Source organism: Caballeronia mineralivorans PML1(12), from assembly GCF_001028175.1.
Lineage (GTDB): Bacteria > Pseudomonadota > Gammaproteobacteria > Burkholderiales > Burkholderiaceae > Caballeronia > Caballeronia mineralivorans.
This window is the reverse complement of record NZ_AEJF01000096.1, coordinates 1-19,670: the sequence shown is the minus strand read 5'-3', so window position 1 is coordinate 19,670 and position 19,670 is coordinate 1. Positions and strand designations below refer to the sequence as shown.

The 19,670-nt window shown below is 61.3% G+C and carries 14 protein-coding genes and 1 pseudogene; 8 read left to right on the top strand and 7 right to left on the bottom strand.

Annotation, left to right across the window (positions count from 1 at the left end):
- Positions 1-19: 19 nt before the first annotated feature.
- The gene (locus tag EOS_RS15785) at positions 20-1,249 is read right to left on the bottom strand and encodes an acyl-CoA dehydrogenase family protein (RefSeq protein ID WP_082163370.1); all 1,230 of its coding nucleotides are present in this window, start codon (positions 1,247-1,249) and stop codon (positions 20-22) included.
- 369 nt (positions 1,250-1,618) lie between these two features.
- Here EOS_RS15785 and EOS_RS15780 point away from each other — a divergent pair, with 369 nt between their 5' ends.
- The 6 genes from EOS_RS15780 to EOS_RS15755 all read left to right on the top strand — a co-directional run bounded on the left by EOS_RS15780 (position 1,619) and on the right by EOS_RS15755 (position 9,662).
- A complete protein-coding gene (locus tag EOS_RS15780) occupies positions 1,619-2,977 on the top strand; it encodes an LLM class flavin-dependent oxidoreductase (protein WP_235442831.1) in 1,359 nt (452 codons plus the stop codon).
- Complete coding sequence (locus tag EOS_RS15775) at positions 2,974-4,191, top strand: GNAT family N-acetyltransferase (protein ID WP_047847602.1); 1,218 nt, start codon at positions 2,974-2,976, stop codon at positions 4,189-4,191. Before EOS_RS15780 ends, EOS_RS15775 begins: the two co-directional genes overlap by 4 nt.
- Before the next feature lie 76 nt (positions 4,192-4,267).
- Positions 4,268-6,043 carry an ABC transporter substrate-binding protein gene (locus EOS_RS15770; RefSeq protein ID WP_075645340.1) on the top strand — a complete coding sequence of 592 codons (1,776 nt, stop codon included), beginning with the start codon at positions 4,268-4,270 and terminating at the stop codon, positions 6,041-6,043.
- Between the two features lie 15 nt (positions 6,044-6,058).
- Positions 6,059-7,711, top strand: coding sequence for a dipeptide ABC transporter ATP-binding protein (locus tag EOS_RS15765; protein ID WP_047847601.1), 1,653 nt, complete (start codon positions 6,059-6,061; stop codon positions 7,709-7,711).
- Positions 7,704-8,639: an ABC transporter permease gene (locus EOS_RS15760; protein WP_047847600.1), complete on the top strand. Its 936-nt coding sequence runs from the start codon at positions 7,704-7,706 to the stop codon at positions 8,637-8,639. The genes EOS_RS15765 and EOS_RS15760 overlap by 8 nt, the downstream gene beginning before the upstream one ends.
- A gap of 30 nt (positions 8,640-8,669) precedes the next feature.
- Positions 8,670-9,662: an ABC transporter permease gene (locus tag EOS_RS15755; protein ID WP_047847633.1), complete on the top strand. Its 993-nt coding sequence runs from the start codon at positions 8,670-8,672 to the stop codon at positions 9,660-9,662.
- Between the two features lie 24 nt (positions 9,663-9,686).
- On the opposite strand, the gene EOS_RS15750 is transcribed toward EOS_RS15755, so the two are convergent.
- The 5 genes from EOS_RS15750 to EOS_RS15730 are packed head-to-tail and all read right to left on the bottom strand — an operon-like array spanning position 9,687 to position 16,423.
- A complete protein-coding gene (locus tag EOS_RS15750; RefSeq protein ID WP_047847599.1) occupies positions 9,687-11,081 on the bottom strand; it encodes an LLM class flavin-dependent oxidoreductase in 1,395 nt (464 codons plus the stop codon).
- Complete coding sequence (locus EOS_RS15745; protein ID WP_047847598.1) at positions 11,078-12,805, bottom strand: dipeptide ABC transporter ATP-binding protein; 1,728 nt, start codon at positions 12,803-12,805, stop codon at positions 11,078-11,080. Before EOS_RS15745 ends, EOS_RS15750 begins: the two co-directional genes overlap by 4 nt.
- A 49-nt stretch (positions 12,806-12,854) precedes the next feature.
- Complete coding sequence (locus EOS_RS15740; protein WP_082163369.1) at positions 12,855-13,763, bottom strand: ABC transporter permease; 909 nt, start codon at positions 13,761-13,763, stop codon at positions 12,855-12,857.
- A 33-nt stretch (positions 13,764-13,796) separates the two neighbouring features.
- Entirely contained in the window at positions 13,797-14,744 is a 948-nt protein-coding gene (locus EOS_RS15735) for an ABC transporter permease (protein WP_047847597.1), read from the bottom strand.
- Entirely contained in the window at positions 14,741-16,423 is a 1,683-nt protein-coding gene (locus tag EOS_RS15730) for an ABC transporter substrate-binding protein (RefSeq protein ID WP_082163368.1), read from the bottom strand. The genes EOS_RS15735 and EOS_RS15730 overlap by 4 nt, the downstream gene beginning before the upstream one ends.
- Before the next feature lie 487 nt (positions 16,424-16,910).
- Here EOS_RS15730 and EOS_RS15725 point away from each other — a divergent pair, with 487 nt between their 5' ends.
- Positions 16,911-18,161 carry an SfnB family sulfur acquisition oxidoreductase gene (locus EOS_RS15725; protein ID WP_047847596.1) on the top strand — a complete coding sequence of 417 codons (1,251 nt, stop codon included), beginning with the start codon at positions 16,911-16,913 and terminating at the stop codon, positions 18,159-18,161.
- A gap of 3 nt (positions 18,162-18,164) precedes the next feature.
- Positions 18,165-19,424 carry an SfnB family sulfur acquisition oxidoreductase gene (locus tag EOS_RS15720; RefSeq protein ID WP_047847595.1) on the top strand — a complete coding sequence of 420 codons (1,260 nt, stop codon included), beginning with the start codon at positions 18,165-18,167 and terminating at the stop codon, positions 19,422-19,424.
- Positions 19,425-19,444: 20 nt separating this feature from the next.
- Here the strand turns inward: EOS_RS15720 and EOS_RS15715 are convergent.
- A pseudogene (locus EOS_RS15715) lies at positions 19,445-19,670 on the bottom strand (ABC transporter permease); the annotation flags it as partial.

The window sequence follows — 19,670 nt, the reverse complement described above, 5'->3', positions numbered from 1 at the left end:
GCCGCATTTATTTACTCAGTCACACCTCGCCGAGCACGCCAAGATACGCTTGACCGATGAGCTCATGTGAGGCGTCGGCATTTGGCGGATGGAACGCGCCAGCCCGTACATCGCGATACAAGCGTTCGAGTTCATTCCGGCGCGACAACGACGCTGCGCCGGCTATTTTCAGCGACAAGTTCACCACGCGCAGCGCACCGTCCACGGCATGCTGTTTTGCGGCCAGCAATTTCGCGATCCACGGTTCGTCGTCTGCATAACCTTCCCACCACTGCGCGGCTACGCGCTCGATCAATGCTTCAATACTGTCGAGTTCGATCGCGGCCTCCGCGACGGCAGCTTGCGTGAATGGCTTATGCGCGTAGGTCTGTCCCTGCAACGCAGCCGACGTGCGGCTGCGTGCTGCGCTGACCGCCAGGTCGAACGCACGTTTTGCGATGCCGAAGTACACCGCGCCAAGCCCTGGCAGCACGGCGCCCAGGATGCCGTCCACGAACGGGTCGTTGGGAATCCCGGCGGGTAGCACGCGCGTCACGTGTTCCCGCGCCGCGATAGCGCCTTCAAGATAGGTATCGTCGCTGCGTGTGGCGCGCAACCCAAGCGCGTCCCAGGTTTGGACCGTCCGATGCCCAGGCGACTCGCGCCGGATAAACGCGTGCACGATCTTCGGATGCGCCGGATCGGAGTTATCCAACCCATGCACGCCGAGCCAGTCCCATGCAGGTGCAAGCGAGGTCAGGACCTTGCGGCCATCGAAACGATAACTGCCGTCGGGTAGTGGCGTCGCCGTAACGAATGAATGCGCCAGACCCAGGTCGTTGCCGGGTTCGCCGTGTCCGGCGGCGAACACTTTGCCGGCGCTGGCTTCTTCGAGAATCCATTGCGCGGAAGTATCGCCCTTCCTCAACAGATGAAGCGCCGCCCCAATCCAGTATTGATGCATGTTCAACGCCAGCGCAGTCGCCGGCGCGCGATACGCAAGCCGGACTTGCTCGTGCAGCAACTCCGGCAGCGTGAGGCCGAGTCCGCCCAGTGCAACGGGGACGGCAGCGTGGAGAAAACCGGCGCGTTGCAGGTCGTCCAGGTCTTCCGTGAAGAAGCGATTCTCGAGGTCATAAGCGGCGGCGCGTTCGCCGATGCGCGAGAGTAATGCGTCGCTTAGCAAGGGGGCACGCGATGTTGCCGGCGCCTTCACTTGCACAGGCTGTGACACGGGCAAAACGTCGACTTCGCTTGGAAAATTTGACATCCACCGGCTCCTTTGATGAACCATTGCGTTCAGCGATTATGGCGACGCGCCGCTTGAGTGCGCCACCATCGATTGATGATTTGCAAATCAGGATGTCAGCTGCATAAAGTGCGACAGGTTGTTATTGCGCTAGCGAAATTCGTTATAAAAATAGTTCCAAGGCTGCGATTTGGATAGACCTTGCATGAGGGATTGAATTGTACAAATCGCTATACCCACGCATGAATATTCAGACGATCCCGATGCTAGGATAAAAAACGTTTAACTCACTGAACAACTCGCTGAACGATATCGAGTGGCTCAGCCTTACCGGTCTTATTCCTCATCGCGAACGTGTCCAGCAAACCAATCATATTGAGCGGGTTCACCATGAACACCGTCTCGCATCTCAACTACGGACTTTGGCGCCATCCCGACGATCAAGCGTATCGCTACACCGATATTGACTACTGGATCGAGCTGGCAAAGCTGCTGGAGGAGGGGCGCTTCGACAACCTGTTCATTGCCGATGCGTTAGGCCTCCTGGACGTACATGCCGGGAGCGCGGATGCATCGCTGCGCACGGGCACCCAGTCGCCTGTCAATGACCCCTTGCTCCTGGTGTCCGCAATGGCCGCCACTACCCGGCATCTTGGTTTTGGCGTCACCGTGTCGACAACCTATGAACAACCGTATCTTCTGGCGCGCAAATTCACCACGCTCGACCATCTCACGAAGGGCCGGATTGCCTGGAACGTCGTGACCTCGCAACTGGATAGCGCAGCGCGTAATCTTGGCCTCGAACGCCAGGTTCCGCACGATGAGCGCTATGAAATTGCCGACGAGTTTCTCGATGTCGTCTATAAGCTCTGGGAACACTCGTGGCAGGACGGTGCCGTGGTCCGGGACAGTAGCCATGCAGCGTTTCCCGAGGGGCTTTACACCGACCCGGCCAAGGTCCGCGCCATTCGTCACCACGGCAAATACTTCGACGTACCGGGCGCGCATTTGTCGGCGCCCAGCCCGCAGCGTGTGCCAGTCCTGTTTCAGGCCGGCGGTTCGCCGCGCGGTCAGGACTTCGCCGGCAAACATGCGGAAGTGGTATTCGTCGCCGGCGCGGATGCGGCGGGCATCCGTCGCAACGTCGCTCAGATCAAGGCAGCGGCGCTCAGCCATGGTCGTAGTCCCGACGCCATCAAGTTCATCAGCGGTGTTGCCGTGGTTGTTGACGAGAACGATCGTGCCGCGCAGGACAAGCTGCACGAATACCGGTCGTTTTTCAATGTCGAAGGCGCCATTGCGCATTATTCGGCAAGTACCGGCATCGACTTTTCGAGCCAGCCACTCGATTCCCCGCTGAAGTATCAGGACACGGATTCGAACCGGTCGTTGCTGCGCATGTTCGACGATCCGGAGGGTGGCCGCGAATGGACGTTGCGCGAAGCGCTTGCGCCGGCCAACGGTTTCGGGCGCAGCAAGACAATCGTCGGTGGACCCGTGACGGTCGCGGACGGGATCGAGCGCTGGCTCGAAGCAACCGATACCGATGGTATCAACCTGATCCATATCCTCAGCCCGGGCAGTTTCGCTGATTTCGTACGGTACGCAGTGCCGGAGCTGGATAGGCGCGGGCGGCTGCGTGAACGCCGCGACGGGACCTTGCGCGAAAGATTGTTCGAGAGCGGCTCCGCGCGTGTGCCGGCCGATCATCCTGCAAGCCGTCAGCGCATCGACGGCGTGCGCTCATGAATGGCCTGATAAACGGGCCGCACGTGCGCGCCCTGAACGGAGATGAGGAGCTGCTCGCGGCAACGAAGGTATTCCGCACGGCGATGATCGGATTGCCGGTGCTGCCACGCGATCGAGCAGTGGAACTGAACCGGTTGAACAACGCGGGGCGCACGTACGGCGCATTCGAAGCCGATCGCCTGATCGGGACCACGGATTCGTATGCAGGGACGATTACCGTGCCCGGAGGCAATCGCGTGCCGCACGCGGCAGTCACGCATGTCGGCGTGTTGCCCGGGCACACACGCCAGGGCGTGGCCAAGGCGCTGCTGGTCCGGCAACTCAAAGATGCCCGCCAGCGTGGCGAGGCGCTCGTCTCGCTGCGCGCGGCATCGGCGAGTATCTATGGAAGGTTTGGCTACGCAGTCGCGAGCTCGGCGGCGACCATCGAAGTGGACGCGGTCAATGCGCGTTTGCACGTCGGCGTGGAGCGCGGTTCGGTGCAACTCATCGACCCGGATAACGCGTGGCATCGCATGGCCGTGCTGTACCGCTCGCTTTTGCCGGAACGCGCAGGGGCGATCGACCGTGGCGCTTATTGGTGGCGTCTACAGGAAATGCGGCAGCAGGGCGCACCTACGCTTTCGCACGTTGCCGTTCGCGGGGAAGAAGGATACGTGCGTTATCACGCGGTCCCGAGCGCCAACTGGTTTGCCGAACGGCAACGAACAATCGTGGTTGACGATCTAATTGCTTCGTCATCCGAAACGTATGCCGCTTTGATTGGGTATGTGCTGTCGCTCGACCTGGTGCATAAGGTCGTACTGACGGCTCGTCCAACGGACGATCTGCTGCCATGGCTGCTCGAAGACTACCGGCATTCGAAGGCAACGGATCTGCGCGATGAAACCTGGCTTCGTATTGTCGATACCCGCATCGCCCTGGATGCGCGGCGCTATTCAGGTGACGCAAGCTTGGTCATCGAAGTGATCGACCCTCTGCTGCCAGAGAACACCGGGCGCTTTCAGATCACCGCGAACGGTGCAGCGCCAAGCGATCGGAAACCGGATGTGACAGCCGATATCGCCGCACTGGCAGCAGTTTATCTGGGCGGGGCTCGCTGGTGGCAACTGGTGCAGTCAGGTCGTGCGCAAGCGCGATCAGTCAGCGCAGTGGCTGCTCTGGATCAGCTCTTTGCCACCGATGCCGCGCCGTTTTGCGGTACGCACTTTTGACCCTATTCAGACAGACTCTCGTGCTCCATGGCGAGCGCAACCCTATAAAACCACACACTTTCTGAAAGGTTTGTTTATGACGTTATCTCTCCCCGGTGCCAGCCGGGTTCTTCTGCCGTTGCTCATTGCTGCGTTGACAAGCCCGGCCGTCGCCCTTGCCGCTGACGCTAACAATACCAATACCGACACGCCGAAGCCGGGCGGGACTTTACGCCTCGCATCGCTGCAACCGGACATTGACGCATTCGATCCACTGACCGGTTACAGCACCGATTCGTGGGAAGTCCTGCGTGCGGTAACACGGCAACTCGTCACTTACCCGGGTTCGGCGACCAACCTGAAGGACGACACCAAGCTGGTCCCCGACCTCGCGCAGTCATGGGATGTCAGCCCGGACGGAAAGACCTATACGTTTCACCTGCACCAGGGCGTGACATATTCGGGTCCGACGAACCGGCCGATCGTCGCCGGGGACTTCGTCTACGCAATCAAGCGCTTCTGCGATCCGAACAAGCAGGTTGCGGCGGTCAACTACTTCAACCTCGCATTCGCCGGGTTCGCAGGCTACTGCAAGGACTTTGCAAAAGTGCCTTCGGGCGATCTTGCGGCAAGCAAAAAATTCATCGACACGCATGAGATCGCGGGCGTTTCCGCCCCCGATGACCACACGCTTGTCCTGCGCTCGGACACGCGCAACTACGATTTTCTCAACATCCTGTCGATGAACTTCGTGACCCCGCTGCCGGAAGAGGTGGCGTCGCGCTATTTCCCCGACTCGCAGGACTTCCGCAAGAATTTTCCATCGAGCGGACCCTACGTCGTGGATTCCTACGTAAGCGGACAGAAGCTCGTCCTGAAGAAAGTCCCGAACTACAACCATGCGCTTGATCCGGCTCGCAAAGCCTACGTCGATCAGATCGTGCTCGACTTCACGACCAATAGTGAAGACGCCGTCGTGCAGAAAATCCAGGCTGGCGATGCGGATCTTTCGCTCTACCTGGACGTGCCGCCGCTCGCTACCATCCGCCGCTTCGAGGCGCAGAAAAGCCCTTATCTGCATGCGTCGAATAGTGGGGCGGCCAACTTCATCGTGATCAACGCACGGCCGGAAGCCGTGAGTCCCGGGGCCGCCGCATTGCGCAAACTGGCAACCCGTCAGGCGCTGGCTTATGCGGTCAATAAGGCGCACATCGTGCAAGCGCAAGGCGGTCCGATTGCGGCGGTGCCGTTGGGCCAGATCATCACGTCGACAACGCTTGGTCATCGCCCGCTCGACCCTTATTCGACTGCGGGCAGCCGCGGCGATCCAGCGAAGGCGAAACAGCTTCTTGCACAGGCGGGTTACCCGGACGGTATCGCTTTCGACCTAGCTTACCGGTCCAACGCCCAGTTTTCGACTATCGCGGTAACGTTGAAAGAGGACCTCGCGGCGTCAGGTATCAAGTTGAACCTGATACCGGTCCCGCCTACGCAATTCCTCGCTTACCTGCAGGACGCCAAGAGCCGCTATGACCTCGCGCTGGCGCAGTTTGCACCTGACTGGCAAGGACCCAGCACACGCATGCTGCTGGGCGGCTGGCTCGACTCTGACGCGTCCCCCTGCGGCAAGGGAAACAACTATGCGATCTGCTACAGCAATCTGGTGCTGAACGGCCTCGCGGCGAAAGCGTTCCCCTCGGACAATCCCGAACCCATCTGGGCCGAAGCAGACCGCGTCGTATCGGCTGACTTGCCGTGGATTCCGTTGTTCGAGAAGCGCAGGGTCGCGATCACGTCGGACCGGCTGACGAACTGGGTGTGGTCGTCGCTTGCCGTGCAGGCGGACATCACGAATATCGCAGTGCGTCAGTAAAACCCGGCGATCATCATGGCGGCATTCGGAGTCAGGGATCTAGTCGTCAGCTTTGGCGCCGGTGCGCGCCGGAGCGAGGTCGTGCATGGCGTCTCGTTCGCGGTGGGCGCGGGCCGGACACTGGCGATTGTCGGCGAGTCCGGCTCGGGCAAGAGCGTCGCACTGCTTGCGGCAACAGGCTTGTTGCCGCCCGGAGCGTCGGTGCAGGGCAGCGTGTTGTTTCAGCAGCGCGAGATCCTGGGTCTGTCCGAAAGCCGGTTGCGCGCGCTGCGTGGCGCGGGGATCGGCTATGTGTTTCAAGACCCGTCAAGCAACCTGCATCCGTTGAAGACGGTGGGGCGCCAGATTGCCGAAGCCATCAGCGTGCACCGGCGCATGAGCCGCGCTGCGCTGCGGGCACGCGCGATCGAGCTGCTCGACGAGGTCGGTATCAAGGAGCCTGCCCGGCGCCTGCATGACTATCCGCATCAGTTCTCGGGCGGGATGCGCCAGCGCGTGATGATCGCCATCGCTATTGCGATGAACCCGGCGGTGATCATTGCCGACGAACCCACCACTGCGCTCGACGTCACCGTACAAGCGTCCATCCTGCGCTTGCTCAAGCGCTTGCAGCAGCGTCACGGCACGGCGCTGGTGTTCGTCAGTCATGACCTGGCGGTTGTATCCGAGATTGCCGATGACATCGCCGTGATGCGGCATGGCGTGGTGGTTGAAAGCGGTCCGGCCGCACAAGTGCAGGAGACACCCGCTCACGTCTATACACGCGAGTTACTGGATGCATCGCGGCATGCACCGGTGCCGGCTTCGCCCACGCGGCAACCTGTGCCCGCGGTCGCGCCGCTGCTGGTCGTGGACGGCATCACGCGTTCGTTCCCGCAACCGGGATGGTTTGCGAAGCGGCCGGTCCCGGTACTCCACGATGTCTCCTTCGCGCTGCATGAGAGCGAAATACTCGGTCTGGTCGGTGAGTCGGGATCAGGCAAGTCCACGATCGGCCGCATAGTGGCGGCGCTCGACCGGCCGGATTCCGGCTCGGTGACACTCGAGGCGCAGCGCTATGCCGTCCCGGGAACCGGGCCGCTGAAGGTGTCGCGAAGCTTGCGCGCGGCGGTCCAGGTGATCTTCCAGGACCCCTATGGCACGCTCAATCCGCGACAACGAGTACGCTCGATCTTGAGTGAACCGTTCGTTAATAACACCCGGCTGGGCCCAGGCGAGATTGCAGAGCGCGTGACTCGCCTCATGGAGCGAGTGGCGCTGCCCGTGGAACTGCTTGACCGGTTTCCTGCCCATCTTTCGGGTGGTCAGCGCCAGCGCGTTGCCATTGGCCGCGCGATTGCCTTGCAGCCACGCGTGGTGGTCGCGGACGAACCTGTCTCCGCACTCGATAGCTCGACCCAACGAAAGATCATCGAATTGCTGCGTTCGATTCGCGCGACCGAGCGAGTGTCGTTTCTATTCATTTCCCATGATCTGGGCGTGGTCGCCGAGCTGTGCGACCGCCTAATTGTGCTCGAAGGCGGGCGCGTGGTGGAAGCGGGGCCGGCTGCAGCAGTTCTAAAAAATCCACAGCATTCCTATACAAAAAAGCTGGTTGCATCCATTCCGGGCCGCATGCGCTCCCCGATCAACCTGACCGAGTTCGCGCCGGAGGAGTCCGATGTCTGATCCCGCATTATTTGCAGCGCCGCCCCTGCAGGCGCCCGTCATTCGTACGGGGCTCGCACGAATCCTGTGGCGAGAGCCGTCAGTGCGCATCGGTTCGGTGCTGGTATTTCTGGTGCTTCTTGCTGCGCTCGGTGCGCCGTGGGTGAGCGCGTGGCTGGGACACGGACCGACCCAGCAGTTCCGCGATGTGGCCCTCTCCGAGACCGGTTTGCCTGTTGGACCGAGCGCCGCTTTTCCGCTGGGTGCCGACGACAATGGCCGGGATGTACTTGTGCGAACGTTGTATGGTGCGCGTATTTCCCTGCTCATCGCCATTCCATCGACTACGCTGGCCATGGTGATAGGCACCTCGATCGGTCTGATTGCGGGTTTCTTTGGCGGGATCACGGACAGAGTGGTCTCGCAGGGAATCGATGTCGCGCTGTCCTTTCCATTTGTGGTGACGGCCTTGAGTCTGCTTGCTTTCAATCGTGGGGCCGACGGTCAGAGCCTCATCAATCCGATGCTCGTGGTCATCATTGTCATTTCGTTTTTTTCATGGACTTATTTCGCACGGCTGACGCGTGGCCTGGTGTTGAGCATGCGCCATCTTCCGTTCATTGAGGCGGCGGCGGTGGCCGGCGCGAGCAGGAGGCGAATCGTCTTCAGGGAGATCCTTCCGAATGTCGCGCCTTCGGTGCTGGTGTACTGGGCGGTGCAACTGCCCAACAACATCATTGCAGAGGCCACTTTGTCATTTCTCGGCGTTGGCGTGCAGGCGCCGGCGGCAAGCTGGGGCAACATGATTGCGGACGCGCAGCGCTCGTCGATGTATCAGGTCCAGCCGTGGTTCCTCCTGGGGCCGAGCATTGCGCTGTTCATCACCGTAGTCGGTTTCAATACGATCAGTTCGGGTCTTCGAAACGTCCTCGATCCGCAGCGGCTGTGACCCGTGACCTGTGACTTTTGAACCATGCTCATGATACGCACGCTTCCCCGCCTCTTTGCGCGCACTTTATCCACGCTTGTCATCGTGCTGGTGAGTGCATTTTTTATCACGCGGCTGGCCTACCGGAACCCTGCCGTCATGCTGGCGCCGCGCAATGCGGACCAGCAAACCATTGACGCCGTCGCCCACGCTCTCAGGCTCGATACACCCTGGTATCAGCAGCTTTGGTATTACGTGTATCGCGGACCCGACATCCAGGGAGCACCGATGGGTCTTGCCCACTGGCCACCGGCCCTCGGCTATTCATTCCGCCATCAGGCCGGCGTCACTGATCTGATCTTGTCTAAGGTGCCGGTAACCTTATCCGTCTCGCTCGGAGCGCTAGTGATTTCGGCGATAGTCTCGATCCTGCTCGGTGTACTCGCGGCGCGTCGAGCCGATTCATGGATCGATCACACGCTGTCCGGATTTGCCTACGGTGCGCTGTCCGTACCAACATTCCTGAGCGGCATGCTGCTATCGTATTTTCTTTACTTCCAGCTTTCGATGCATAGCATCAATGTGTTTCCGGGCAGCGGCTACGTGGCGCTCACCGACGATCCACTGCAATGGGCGCGTCATTTGCTGCTGCCGTGGCTGACACTGTCAGTGGCGGAGGTCGGGATGTTTCAGCGCGTGGTTCGCGCGAGCATGCTGAATGTTCTCGGCGCGGATTATGTGCGTACCGCTCGCGCGAAAGGCGTCCCCGAGTGGCGGGTATTACTTCGGCATGCGTTGCCGGCGGCCCTCAATCCAGTCATCACACTGGGCGGTCTGGAGCTCGCCGTGATCATGGGGGGCGCGATTGTCACCGAGCAGATGTTCGGGCTTGACGGAGTAGGGCGGCTCGCGATCACTGCAGCGCTGGATGGCGATTTTCCCGTCGTGATCGGCACAACGGTCTTTGCTGCCAGTGTATTCGTGGGCTGCACGCTCGTAGTCGATCTCGTGACACGCTGGCGTGATCCGGCGCGTGCTGTCTGATCCCTGCAGCGGTTGACGGCAGCTTCAGGTCACCGCCGCCGCGTGATTCGATGAAACCGGCCGTACCGCCGCGCGCGTTAGCCGCGCCGGATGATGGTCGGGCAAGTAAGGCCCGTGTCCCTGAATCTTTTCGCGCAAGGTCCCGGGCGCGTAATCCGTCTGCATCAAGCCGCGGCTTTGCAGCACGGGCACCACTTGATCGACGAACTCGCTCCACCAGCCGAGGGTCGTCACCGGCACCACGTTGAATCCGTCCACACCGGCGTCGGCGTAACGCTGGACTTCATCGGCAATCTGTTCTGGCGTGCCTGCAAAACGGCCGGATACCGTCTGTCGCAACAGATCACCGAATGTGACGACATGGTCCGGCGCGGCCTCGATAAAAGCCCTGACGTTGCCGCGTACATGGTTCGTCAGCAGCAGTTCCGAAATGGGCCGGGCCGGATCAATGTTCGAAAGGTCCACGCCTAGACCACCGCTCCAGAATGACTGCAATGCTTCCACGCTGAGCCACTCTTTCAGTTCGCGACGGCGGGCGAGCGCTTCGGCTTCAGTTGATCCAATCACCGGTGCGAGAGAAACAATGATCTTGAGCTCGTCGCCGTCGCGACCGAATGCACGCGCGCGTGCGCGCAGATCGGCTGCTGTCAGCGCAGCGCTTTCAGGCGTGCGAGAGGCGATGAACGTGGCCTCAGCATGGCGGGCAGCAAACGAACGCCCGGCTTCCGATCCCCCGGCCTGGAAGAGCAGCGGCGTGCGCTGCGGGGAGGGCTCTGAAAGATGCGGGCCTTCGACCGAGTACCGCTGCCCCCGATGATGAATCTTGTGCACCTTGGCGGGATCGGCGAACACGCCTCGCTCAGGGTCGGCCACAAGCGCGTCGTCTTCCCAGCTTGCCTCCCACAGCTTGTAGGCGACATCTGCATATTCCTCCGCCCACCGGTAGCGTTCGTCGTGTTCCGTCAACGCACTTTGCCCGTGGTTGCGGGCAGCGTTATCGAGGTATGAGGTGACGATGTTCCAGGCCACCCGCCCGTCCGTCATGTGGTCGAGCGTGGACATCTTGCGGGCGAAGTCGAAGGGATGATCCTGGATGACGGAACTGGTGACCGCGAAGCCCAGGTGCTCAGTCACCGCGCCCAACGCCGACACAAGACTGGCGGGGTCGAGGCTCGGAAATTGCATCGCTGTACGAATCGATGTGTCGCCGTTGCCGCGGAATTTATCGTAGACACCCACTACGTCCGCGAGGAAGACCGTATCGAACTTGCCGCGTTCCACCGTGCGCGCCAGATCGAGCCAGGGCGCAAGCCGCTTGTAGTCGAGCTGGATACGGCCCTCGGGGTGACGCCAGTAACCATGACTGTGGTGATTGGGCGTGACGTGCGTGAACGCGTTATAGATCAGGCGTCGCTTCATGGCGTGAGCTCGGCGGTAGAAGCGTCCTGGATCGAGCCGGTGTTTGATGCCTCACCCGATCGCGAGGGTAAGGACAGCACGGCATCGAGCAAGGCACGCGTAGAAGGCTGGAGTGCGTTGGCGTGAAGGTCGGCGGCATCGAAGGTCTCGATGATCCGGCCGCTCTCCATGACCGCCCCGCGGTCGCACATGAATTCGATCACCGGCAAGCTGTGGGCGATGAACAGATAGGTCAGGTCAAGTGTCTGCCGGAGTTCAAGCAACAGGTTGAGAATGTCCGCCTGAATCGATACATCGAGCGCGGAAGTCGGTTCGTCCAGCACAATGAACTCGGGCTGCACGACCAGTGCCCGGGCAATGCCGATCCGCTGCCGTTGGCCGCCGGAAAATGTGTGGGGGAAGCGCTCAAGATGCCGGGCTGTCAGCCCTACTCGTTCGATGGCCTCAATGGCGAGTTGATAAGCGTGAGGTTGATTGCGCGCCACGCCGAGCCGCAGCGCTGGATCGCAAAGTTGCTCGCCAATCGTACGGCGCGGATTGAGCGACGACGTGCTGTCCTGGAACACGAACTGAAACCGCTGGCGGAAACGCCGCAACTCGGCGGCATCGAACTGTGCCAGGTCCGCACCCGCAAATTGAACGCTGCCGCTGGTCGAGGCAAGCAACTGCGCGACCAGACGTGCCAGTGTTGATTTGCCGGAACCGGAGGTCCCGATGAGGCCGAAGATCTCGCCGCGGCGGACCTCGAAATGGACGTCGCTGACTGCATCGAGTGTGCGCACGTGTGAACGCAGCCACGACTTTTCAATGACGAAAGTCTTGGTCAAGCCCTGGACTTTGAGCAACGGGTCAGACACAGGTTGGTTTGAAATAACCGATACCGCCGCTTTCCTGCCACCGCTCTCACCCAGCCGTCGCGCAGGCGATGGGTCCAGGCGCCGCAAGCCCAGTTCGGGCACTGCCGCAATCAGTTTCGCCGTGTAGGCATGGCGCGGCGCTGTCAGAACCTGCTCCGTTGGCCCATGTTCCACGATTCGCCCGGCCTTCATCACAGCGACGCGCTCGCTCAGGAACGACACCACGCCGAAGTCGTGTGTGATCATCAGAACGGCCATCCCGAACTCACGGTTCAGGCTCTTCAGCAGCGCAAGGATGTCCTTCTGAAGCGTGGCGTCGAGTGCGGTAGTCGGTTCGTCGGCGATCAGCAAACGTGGCCGGCCCATCGCCGCCATGGCGATCATCACGCGTTGCCGCATGCCACCGCTCAGTTCATGCGGCCACGCGCGCAAGACCCGTTTTGTATCGACGATACCCACGCGCTGAAGCCATGTTGCCGCGTGTTCGAGCGATTCAGCCTGGCCGATATTCCGTCGATGCCGCGCCACCTCCTGAAGCTGCGCGCCTACCCTGAACGACGGATCGAGTGAGCTGAGCGGGTCCTGAAATACCATCGCAATGCCGTTGCCGCGGATCTGCTCGAGTGCGGACTCAGGTTTGCCCAGTAGTGCGCTGCCTTCAAACGATATGGTCCCGTGCACGCTTGCCTCGCGCGGCAGCAAGCCGGCAATGGCCGCAGCCGTGACGCTCTTGCCTGACCCGGATTCGCCGACCAGCGCAACGATTTCGCCCGCTTCAATGTGGAGGTCGATACCGCGCACGGCGCTTTCAAGCCCGTGTCGTCCAGTGAAATCCACCTTGAGTTGTTCAATCTTCAGCAATGACACAGGGATCTCCGCCGGGGCGTTGAGGGTAGGTGCATGGAGCAAGACCGGGTTAATCGCGAGGATCGAGCACGTCGCGCAATCCGTCCCCGAACCAGTTGAACGCGAGTGCGAATGCGACGATCACCAACGCAGGCAGGGTGGCGACATGACCGCCGCCGAGCAGCATTACCCGGGCGCCTTCGCCGACCATGCGACCCCAGTCAGCCGTGGGCGGCTGTACGCCAAGCCCGAGAAAACTCAGGCCCGCGAGGAACACGATCATTCCTCCGATCAAGGTCGTGCCATACACCACCACCGACGTCATCACGTTGGGCAGGATCTCCCGCGCGACGATTTCGAACGACGACGCGCCCAGCGCGCGTGCCGCCTCTACGTATTCCTTATCGCGCTCGGCCCGCACCTCGGCATAGACCACTCGCGTGACATAGGGCAGTGCGCAAAACAGCACCGTCACGGTCACCGTGATGATGCCCGGACCGAAAGTCGTAGCCAGGTTGATCGCAAACAGGATCATCGGAAAGGCGAACAGGATGTCGATAAAACGCATCACCACCGCGCTCACACGGCTTCGTGAATAGCCTGCGTACAAGCCGAGCAAAAGGCTGAGCACGCATGCACCGAACACGGCGGGGATCACTACGACAAGCGATGTCCTGCCGCCCCAGATCAGACGGCTTAGCATGTCGCGCCCTTGAGCGTCCAGGCCAAGCAGATGGCCCGGCGTGCCGATGCCGCCGAGGCGCAGAACAGGATCGGCTGCGTTCGGGTCATAGGGTGCGAGCCAGGGCGCGGCCGCTGAAACGGCGAAGACGAGCAGGATGAAGAGCAGGCCGCCCAATGCAAGTCCATTCGATGCCAGCCGCGTGGCTGCCGCGCTCAGGCGTGAAGGTGCGAGCCGCTCGCACGCGCTGCAGGCTTCGGCGTAGACTTTTTCCCGAACCAGTTCTGACGGTGGCATCGAGGGGTTCCTATACAAAATTGCAAGAAGACATTAAGCGCCAAGACGTGGATTGAGCAGGTCGAGGGCGATGTCGGTCAGAAGATTCACGCCCACAAAACACGCGGCGACCAGCATGACGCCGGCTTGTGTCATCGGATAGTCGCGGCCCGCTGCGGCCACATACAGTTGCGAACCCAGGCCGGGCCACGCGAATACGTTCTCCACCAGGATCACGCCGCTTAGCAAATAACCTATCTGCAAGCCCGTCACGTTGATGACCGGACTAAGCAGGTTGCGTCCCATGTGACGCCGCAAAATCCGGGCGCGTGAAAATCCCAGAGCGCGATAGGTACGGATGTAATCCGCTCCTGCGATATCGATCACGCTTGCCCTCACAAGCCGGGCAAGAATCAGCATCGAAATGAGTGCTGCCGAAAATGCCGGCAGCACAAGATGGCGCAGCAGGTCGGGCAGGCCGCCGTCGCCGCGCAGGTCCGCAATGCCGGATGATGGCAGCCAGTGAAGCTTGAGCGCGAACAGCCACATCAGCACAAGGCCGAGCCAGAACACTGGCATGTTATGGCCGATCTGAATCGCGAACATGGACCAGGAATCCCCTTTCGACCCCCAGTTCAAACCGGACACGACGCCCACCGCAACACCGAACACCACGCAGATCAGCGTTGCCGCGGCAGTGAGGATCGCGGTGTTGACGAAGGCTGGCCACAGTATGGCCATGACCGGTACCTTGAGGACGATGGAGTTACCCCAGTGACCGCTAAGCAGATGCGACAGCCAGATGAAATACTGCGCCACGAGCGGCCGGTCGAAGCCATATTCGTGCCGCAGGGCGTCGATGGACGATTGCGGCATTTGCCCCGTGAGCGCGTTCGAGATCGGGTCGCCCGGCGCCAGATGTGCCGAGAGAAACACCAGCACCGAGATGGTCAGGAAAACTGGAACGGCCTGCGCCAGGCGACTGATGATGGTGCGTGTCATGTTGTAAGCCACACCCGGCTCAGGTCGTACCAGTTCTGTGCCGGCGCGTTGAAGCCCCTGACCTTGGCGCTTGTTGCGAAGTAACGGGTGAACGTCAGAAGAGGCACGACGCCAGCCTGCTTCTGCAACAAGCCATTCGCGCTTTTCCATAGCGGGATGGCCTTCGCCTCGTCGGCTTCGACCGATGCCACGTCGATCGCTGCCGCCAGTTCCGGCCCAAGCAGGTCCTTGCCGCCACGCGCCACGACGTACCCCTGGTACACAATACGCAGCCATAGCGGCGTGACGAAGCCCCATTCCATGCTGGCAAGCGCGATGTCGTCGGAGAGGTGGGGGAGATTGGACGTATAGGTCAGCCACTCCTGCGAGAGGATCTTCACGGTGATGCCAACCTTGGCGAGATCGCGCTGGATCCATTCGATGAATGGCTGGTTCGCCTCGTCAGTGGCAATCGTGAAGCTGATGTCGCCGTCCTTGAAGCCTGCGGCGCTCAGGAGGAGGCGTGCTGCATCGGGATCGAAGGCGAAGTCTTTCTGCGCGGGATCGTAAGCCGTGTTGCCGGGATTGAGAATGCTGTAGGCCGCCATGGCGTGACCCTTGAACAGCGTCTTGGCCAGGCCCTCGCGGTCGATCGACTGGATGATTGCCTGCCTGACACGCACGTCCTGCACGAACTTGTTCTTGAAGTTCCAGCCAAGATAGAGCAAATCCGCGCCAGTGCTCTCCGGCACCGCATAGCCGCCCGATGACAGCGGTTGAACCGCGTCGGCAGGCGTGCGGGTAAGGATATCGATCTCGCCTGCCTGGAGTGCGGCAAGGCGCGTGGAGTCGTCCGTGATGGGCCGGAAAACAATTTTGTCCACATAGGGACTCGGCCCCCAGTACTGTTCGTTGCGTGCGAGTTCGGTTTTTTCCCCATGGACTCGCGTGACCAGCCTGAACGGTCCTGTACCCGCGGCATGTTCGGCAAGACCGTCCTGGCCCCAGGTCTTGAGCGCCTCGGGACTGAAAATTCCCGACACGTAATTGCCTTGCGGCAACATCCGTGGGAAGTCGCGGAACGGCCGGTTGAAGACGTAACGTACGGTGTAGTCGTCCACTACGTCGAACGACTTCAAGTCACCGTACACGGCTTTCATGAAGGCGTTGGCCTTGACATCGTAGTACTCGAAACTCTTGTCGTGGAAGCGGCGCACGTTGAACGCCACGGCTTGCGCGTCGAACGGCGTGCCGTCGTGAAACTTCACGCCGTGGCGGAGCTTGAACGTGAACGTGGTTGCATCGTCGCTCACCTGCCAGCTTTCAGCCAGCGCCGGAATCAAGGGCGGCGGTCCCTCGGACGATGGCTTACTGAGATCCTCGCCCACCAGCGACTCGTAAATATGCCGGTCAACGCGATAGGTTTCCCACGAGTATTGATGGTTGGGATCATAGACGGTCGGCTCCTGATACTCGCCGACGACCAGGGTTCCACCAACCCGAGGCGTACCGCCGGAAGAAGAGGATGCGAGCGCAACCGGGCTCCCTTTACCTTTACCTTCCGTACCGGCCGTGCGAATCAAACCATAACCAATCACGCCTGCACCGACCAGGGCGCCGCCAACAATGAAATTCCGGCGTCCGTTTGAATTCCGTGATTCTTTCTTCGGCTGCGAATCCTCTGGGCCACTATCTGACATCTTGCTGATTCCTTCGAGTTTCTGGATAGAGCGCCGACATGCGGTGCTGGCGTCCGCTGTAAATGCGTTTTCGTCAACGCAGCGGTGCTGCTTGAACGGCACAACTGGTTGACCGGCACAACAGATGGCAAACCTGAACGCTACGGCGCGCGTGAAGCGTTAGCAACGAAGGATTCGTGCGAAAGATATGAGGTTCGTGGCGCGCTGGTTTGCGAGAGCGCAAGACGGGAAAGACATCCCCTGCGTTTTCATTCTCAACGTCAGCCGGCTGATCGGGTTGCCGCCCCTCCCAAACTAATCTCGATTGCAGATAAGTAATTTCCATTTTGATAGTAGGCCCGTGTCGCCGGCGCTGTTCCAATTGAGAACAAGGACCCATTTTGGGACTTCCTCTTTGCGGTAATTGCACCGCTTCGGTGATTGGCAGAAGACATTGGCCATAGCCAAAATCGAAGGCCTGCAAGCAATCTTTCAATCTGGAACACTCATGTCGACCCGTACCGTCGCAGGCGCTGAATTGCGCTTGCCCAACCTTCCCGATCCAGAGCGCGTGCAGCGTATTTCCAGCGACGCACAAGCGCTGGACGCAGCTCGCCGCGTCGCCGATCAATTCGCACCTGGCGCCGCGAGCCGGGATCGAGAACGCTTGCTCCCTTGGGCTGAGCTCGATCTCTGGTCCGAGAGCGGCCTCGGCACCGTCACGGTACCGCGCGAATACGGCGGCGCTGACGTGTCGCTTGCTACGCTTGCCGAAGTATTCGTCATACTCTGCGCGGCCGATCCTGCCTTGGGGCAGATTCCGCAGAATCATTTCGGTGTGCTGGGTGTATTGCGCGAGATCGGCACACCCGCTCAGAAGCTGCGCCTGTACAACGAGGTAATGGTTGGACGACGGCTGGGCAATGCCGGACCGGAGCGCCGCTCCGCGGAGTCTTCGACCATTCTTCAGGGCACCACGCGCCTGCGGACGACCCCTGATGGTTTGCGCCTGGACGGCCGGCGGTTTTACTCCACGGGCGCACTGTTCGCGCATCGCGTGCCGACTCGCGCGACCGACGACGAGGGCCGGGCTGTTCAGGTCTGGGTGCCGCGTGACGCACCGGGCCTGAGTCTGATCGATGACTGGAGTTCGTTCGGTCAACGGACCACCGCCAGCGGCAGCGTGGTGTTCGATAACGTGGCCATTGACCCGCAAGACGTGCTCCCAATCTGGCAACTAGCGGATCGCCCCGGCCTATACGGTCCGATATCACAACTGATCCAGGCCGCGATCGACCAGGGCATCGCGGAAGCGGCGGTGGCCGATGCCATCGCTTTCGTGCGCGAACGCGCCCGGCCGTGGATTGATTCAGGCCTGGAGCACGCGGTGGATGATCCGTACATCATCGCGGATGTCGGCCGCCTGCAAATTGACTTGCATGCTGCCCGCGAAGTCCTGCTCGAGACCGGCCATACCCTGGATGCGATCGCTTCAAGCCCACTTGACGCAGAGTCGAGCGCACGCGCTTCGGTGGCCGTGGCTGAAGCCAAGGTATTGACCACGCGCATTGCGCTCGAGGCGAGTGAAAAACTGTTCGAGCTGGCCGGCTCCTCCGCCACGCGCGCGGCCCATAACCTCGATCGTCACTGGCGCAATGCCCGTACTCACACACTTCATGATCCGGTGCGCTGGAAGTCGCATCTGATCGGTAACTACCATCTCAACGATGTACTGCCCACGCGGCACTCCTGGAACTAAGCCATGACTTTTTTCGAATCCGAGGGGAGAACGGCTGCTGCGCTCGCAGGACCGACCCCCAGCCCACGTCCCGTTCGCGCACCCGATCTGGTCAAAGACGACGCGCAGGCGCTGGATGTTGCGAAACGGCTCGCCGCTCAATTCGCGCCCGATGCGGCGCTGCGTGACCGTGAGCGCCGCTTGCCATGGGCCGAGCTCGATGCCTTTGTGCTGAGCGGCCTGTGGGGCATCACGGTGCCGCGTACATACGGTGGCGCAGACGTAAGCAATGGCGTGTTGGCAGAAGTGACAGCGATTATCTCCGCAGCCGATGGGTCTCTCGGCCAGATTCCGCAAAACCATTACTACGCGCTCGAGGTCTTGCGAGTGGGCGGCAGCCACGCACAAAAGCGCTTCTTTTACGAGCGTGTCCTGGCGGGTGAACGCTTTGGCAATGCGCTCGCCGAGATCGGCAACAAGGACTTCAAGCGTCGCACGCGTCTCACGCGCGCGCCGGGCGACTGGCATATCGACGGCCAGAAATTTTATTGCACCGGCGCGCTCTATGCGCACTGGATTCCGACACTGGTCGTGGCGGATGACGATGGCCGTGACGTGACGTACCTGGTATTCGTACCGCGTGCAGCGCAGGGCGTGAGCGTGACCGACGACTGGGATGGCTTCGGCCAGCGGGTGACTGGCAGCGGCTCAGTTCGCTTCGACCACGTGGCGGTGCAACCGGAATGGGTCATACCGTTTCAAACCTCGTTCGATCGGCCCACTACCATTGGACCGCTGGCGCAGATCATCCACGCGGCTATCGACCTGGGTCAGGCGCGTGGCGCGTTCGAGGCGAGCTTGCCGTTCATCCGCGAGCGTTCGCGACCGTGGATCGACGCGAAAGTCGCGCGTGCCAGTGACGACCCGCTGACGATCGCCCAGGTGGGAGATCTCGCGGTGCGCCTTCGGGCGGCGGAGGCTTTGGTGCGAAGAGCCGGGCGCGCAGTCGACGCGGCGCAAGCCGAGCCCACCGAGCGTTCGGTGGCGGAAGCTTCCATCGCGGTGGCCGAGGCGCGTGCGCTGACCACCACTGCTTCACTCGATGCCGGCTCGCGCCTGTTCGAACTCGCCGGTACCGCGGCGACGCTCGATGGTCTTGGTCTCGACCGCTTCTGGCGCAATGCGCGCACCCACACACTGCATGACCCGGTGCGCTGGAAGTATCACGCCATCGGGAACTTCTATCTCAACGACAAGCTTCCGCCTCGGCATGGAGCGCTTTGAAGCTTGGGTGGCGCCTGCCGTTACAGCCGCACTGCCTGCACGTCGGGCGCCACACCGGCGCCGCGTTTTCTTCGCAGCCGCGGATTGAACGCGGTGTGCAGCGCGTCGCTCAGGAGGTTGAGTCCGAGCACGGTCAATGCAATCGCCGAGCCCGGCACGGCGATCATGTACCAGGCAGTGCGCAACGCTTCGCGCCCCGTGCCGACCATCGAACCCCAGCTCACTACATTCGGGTCACCGAGCCCT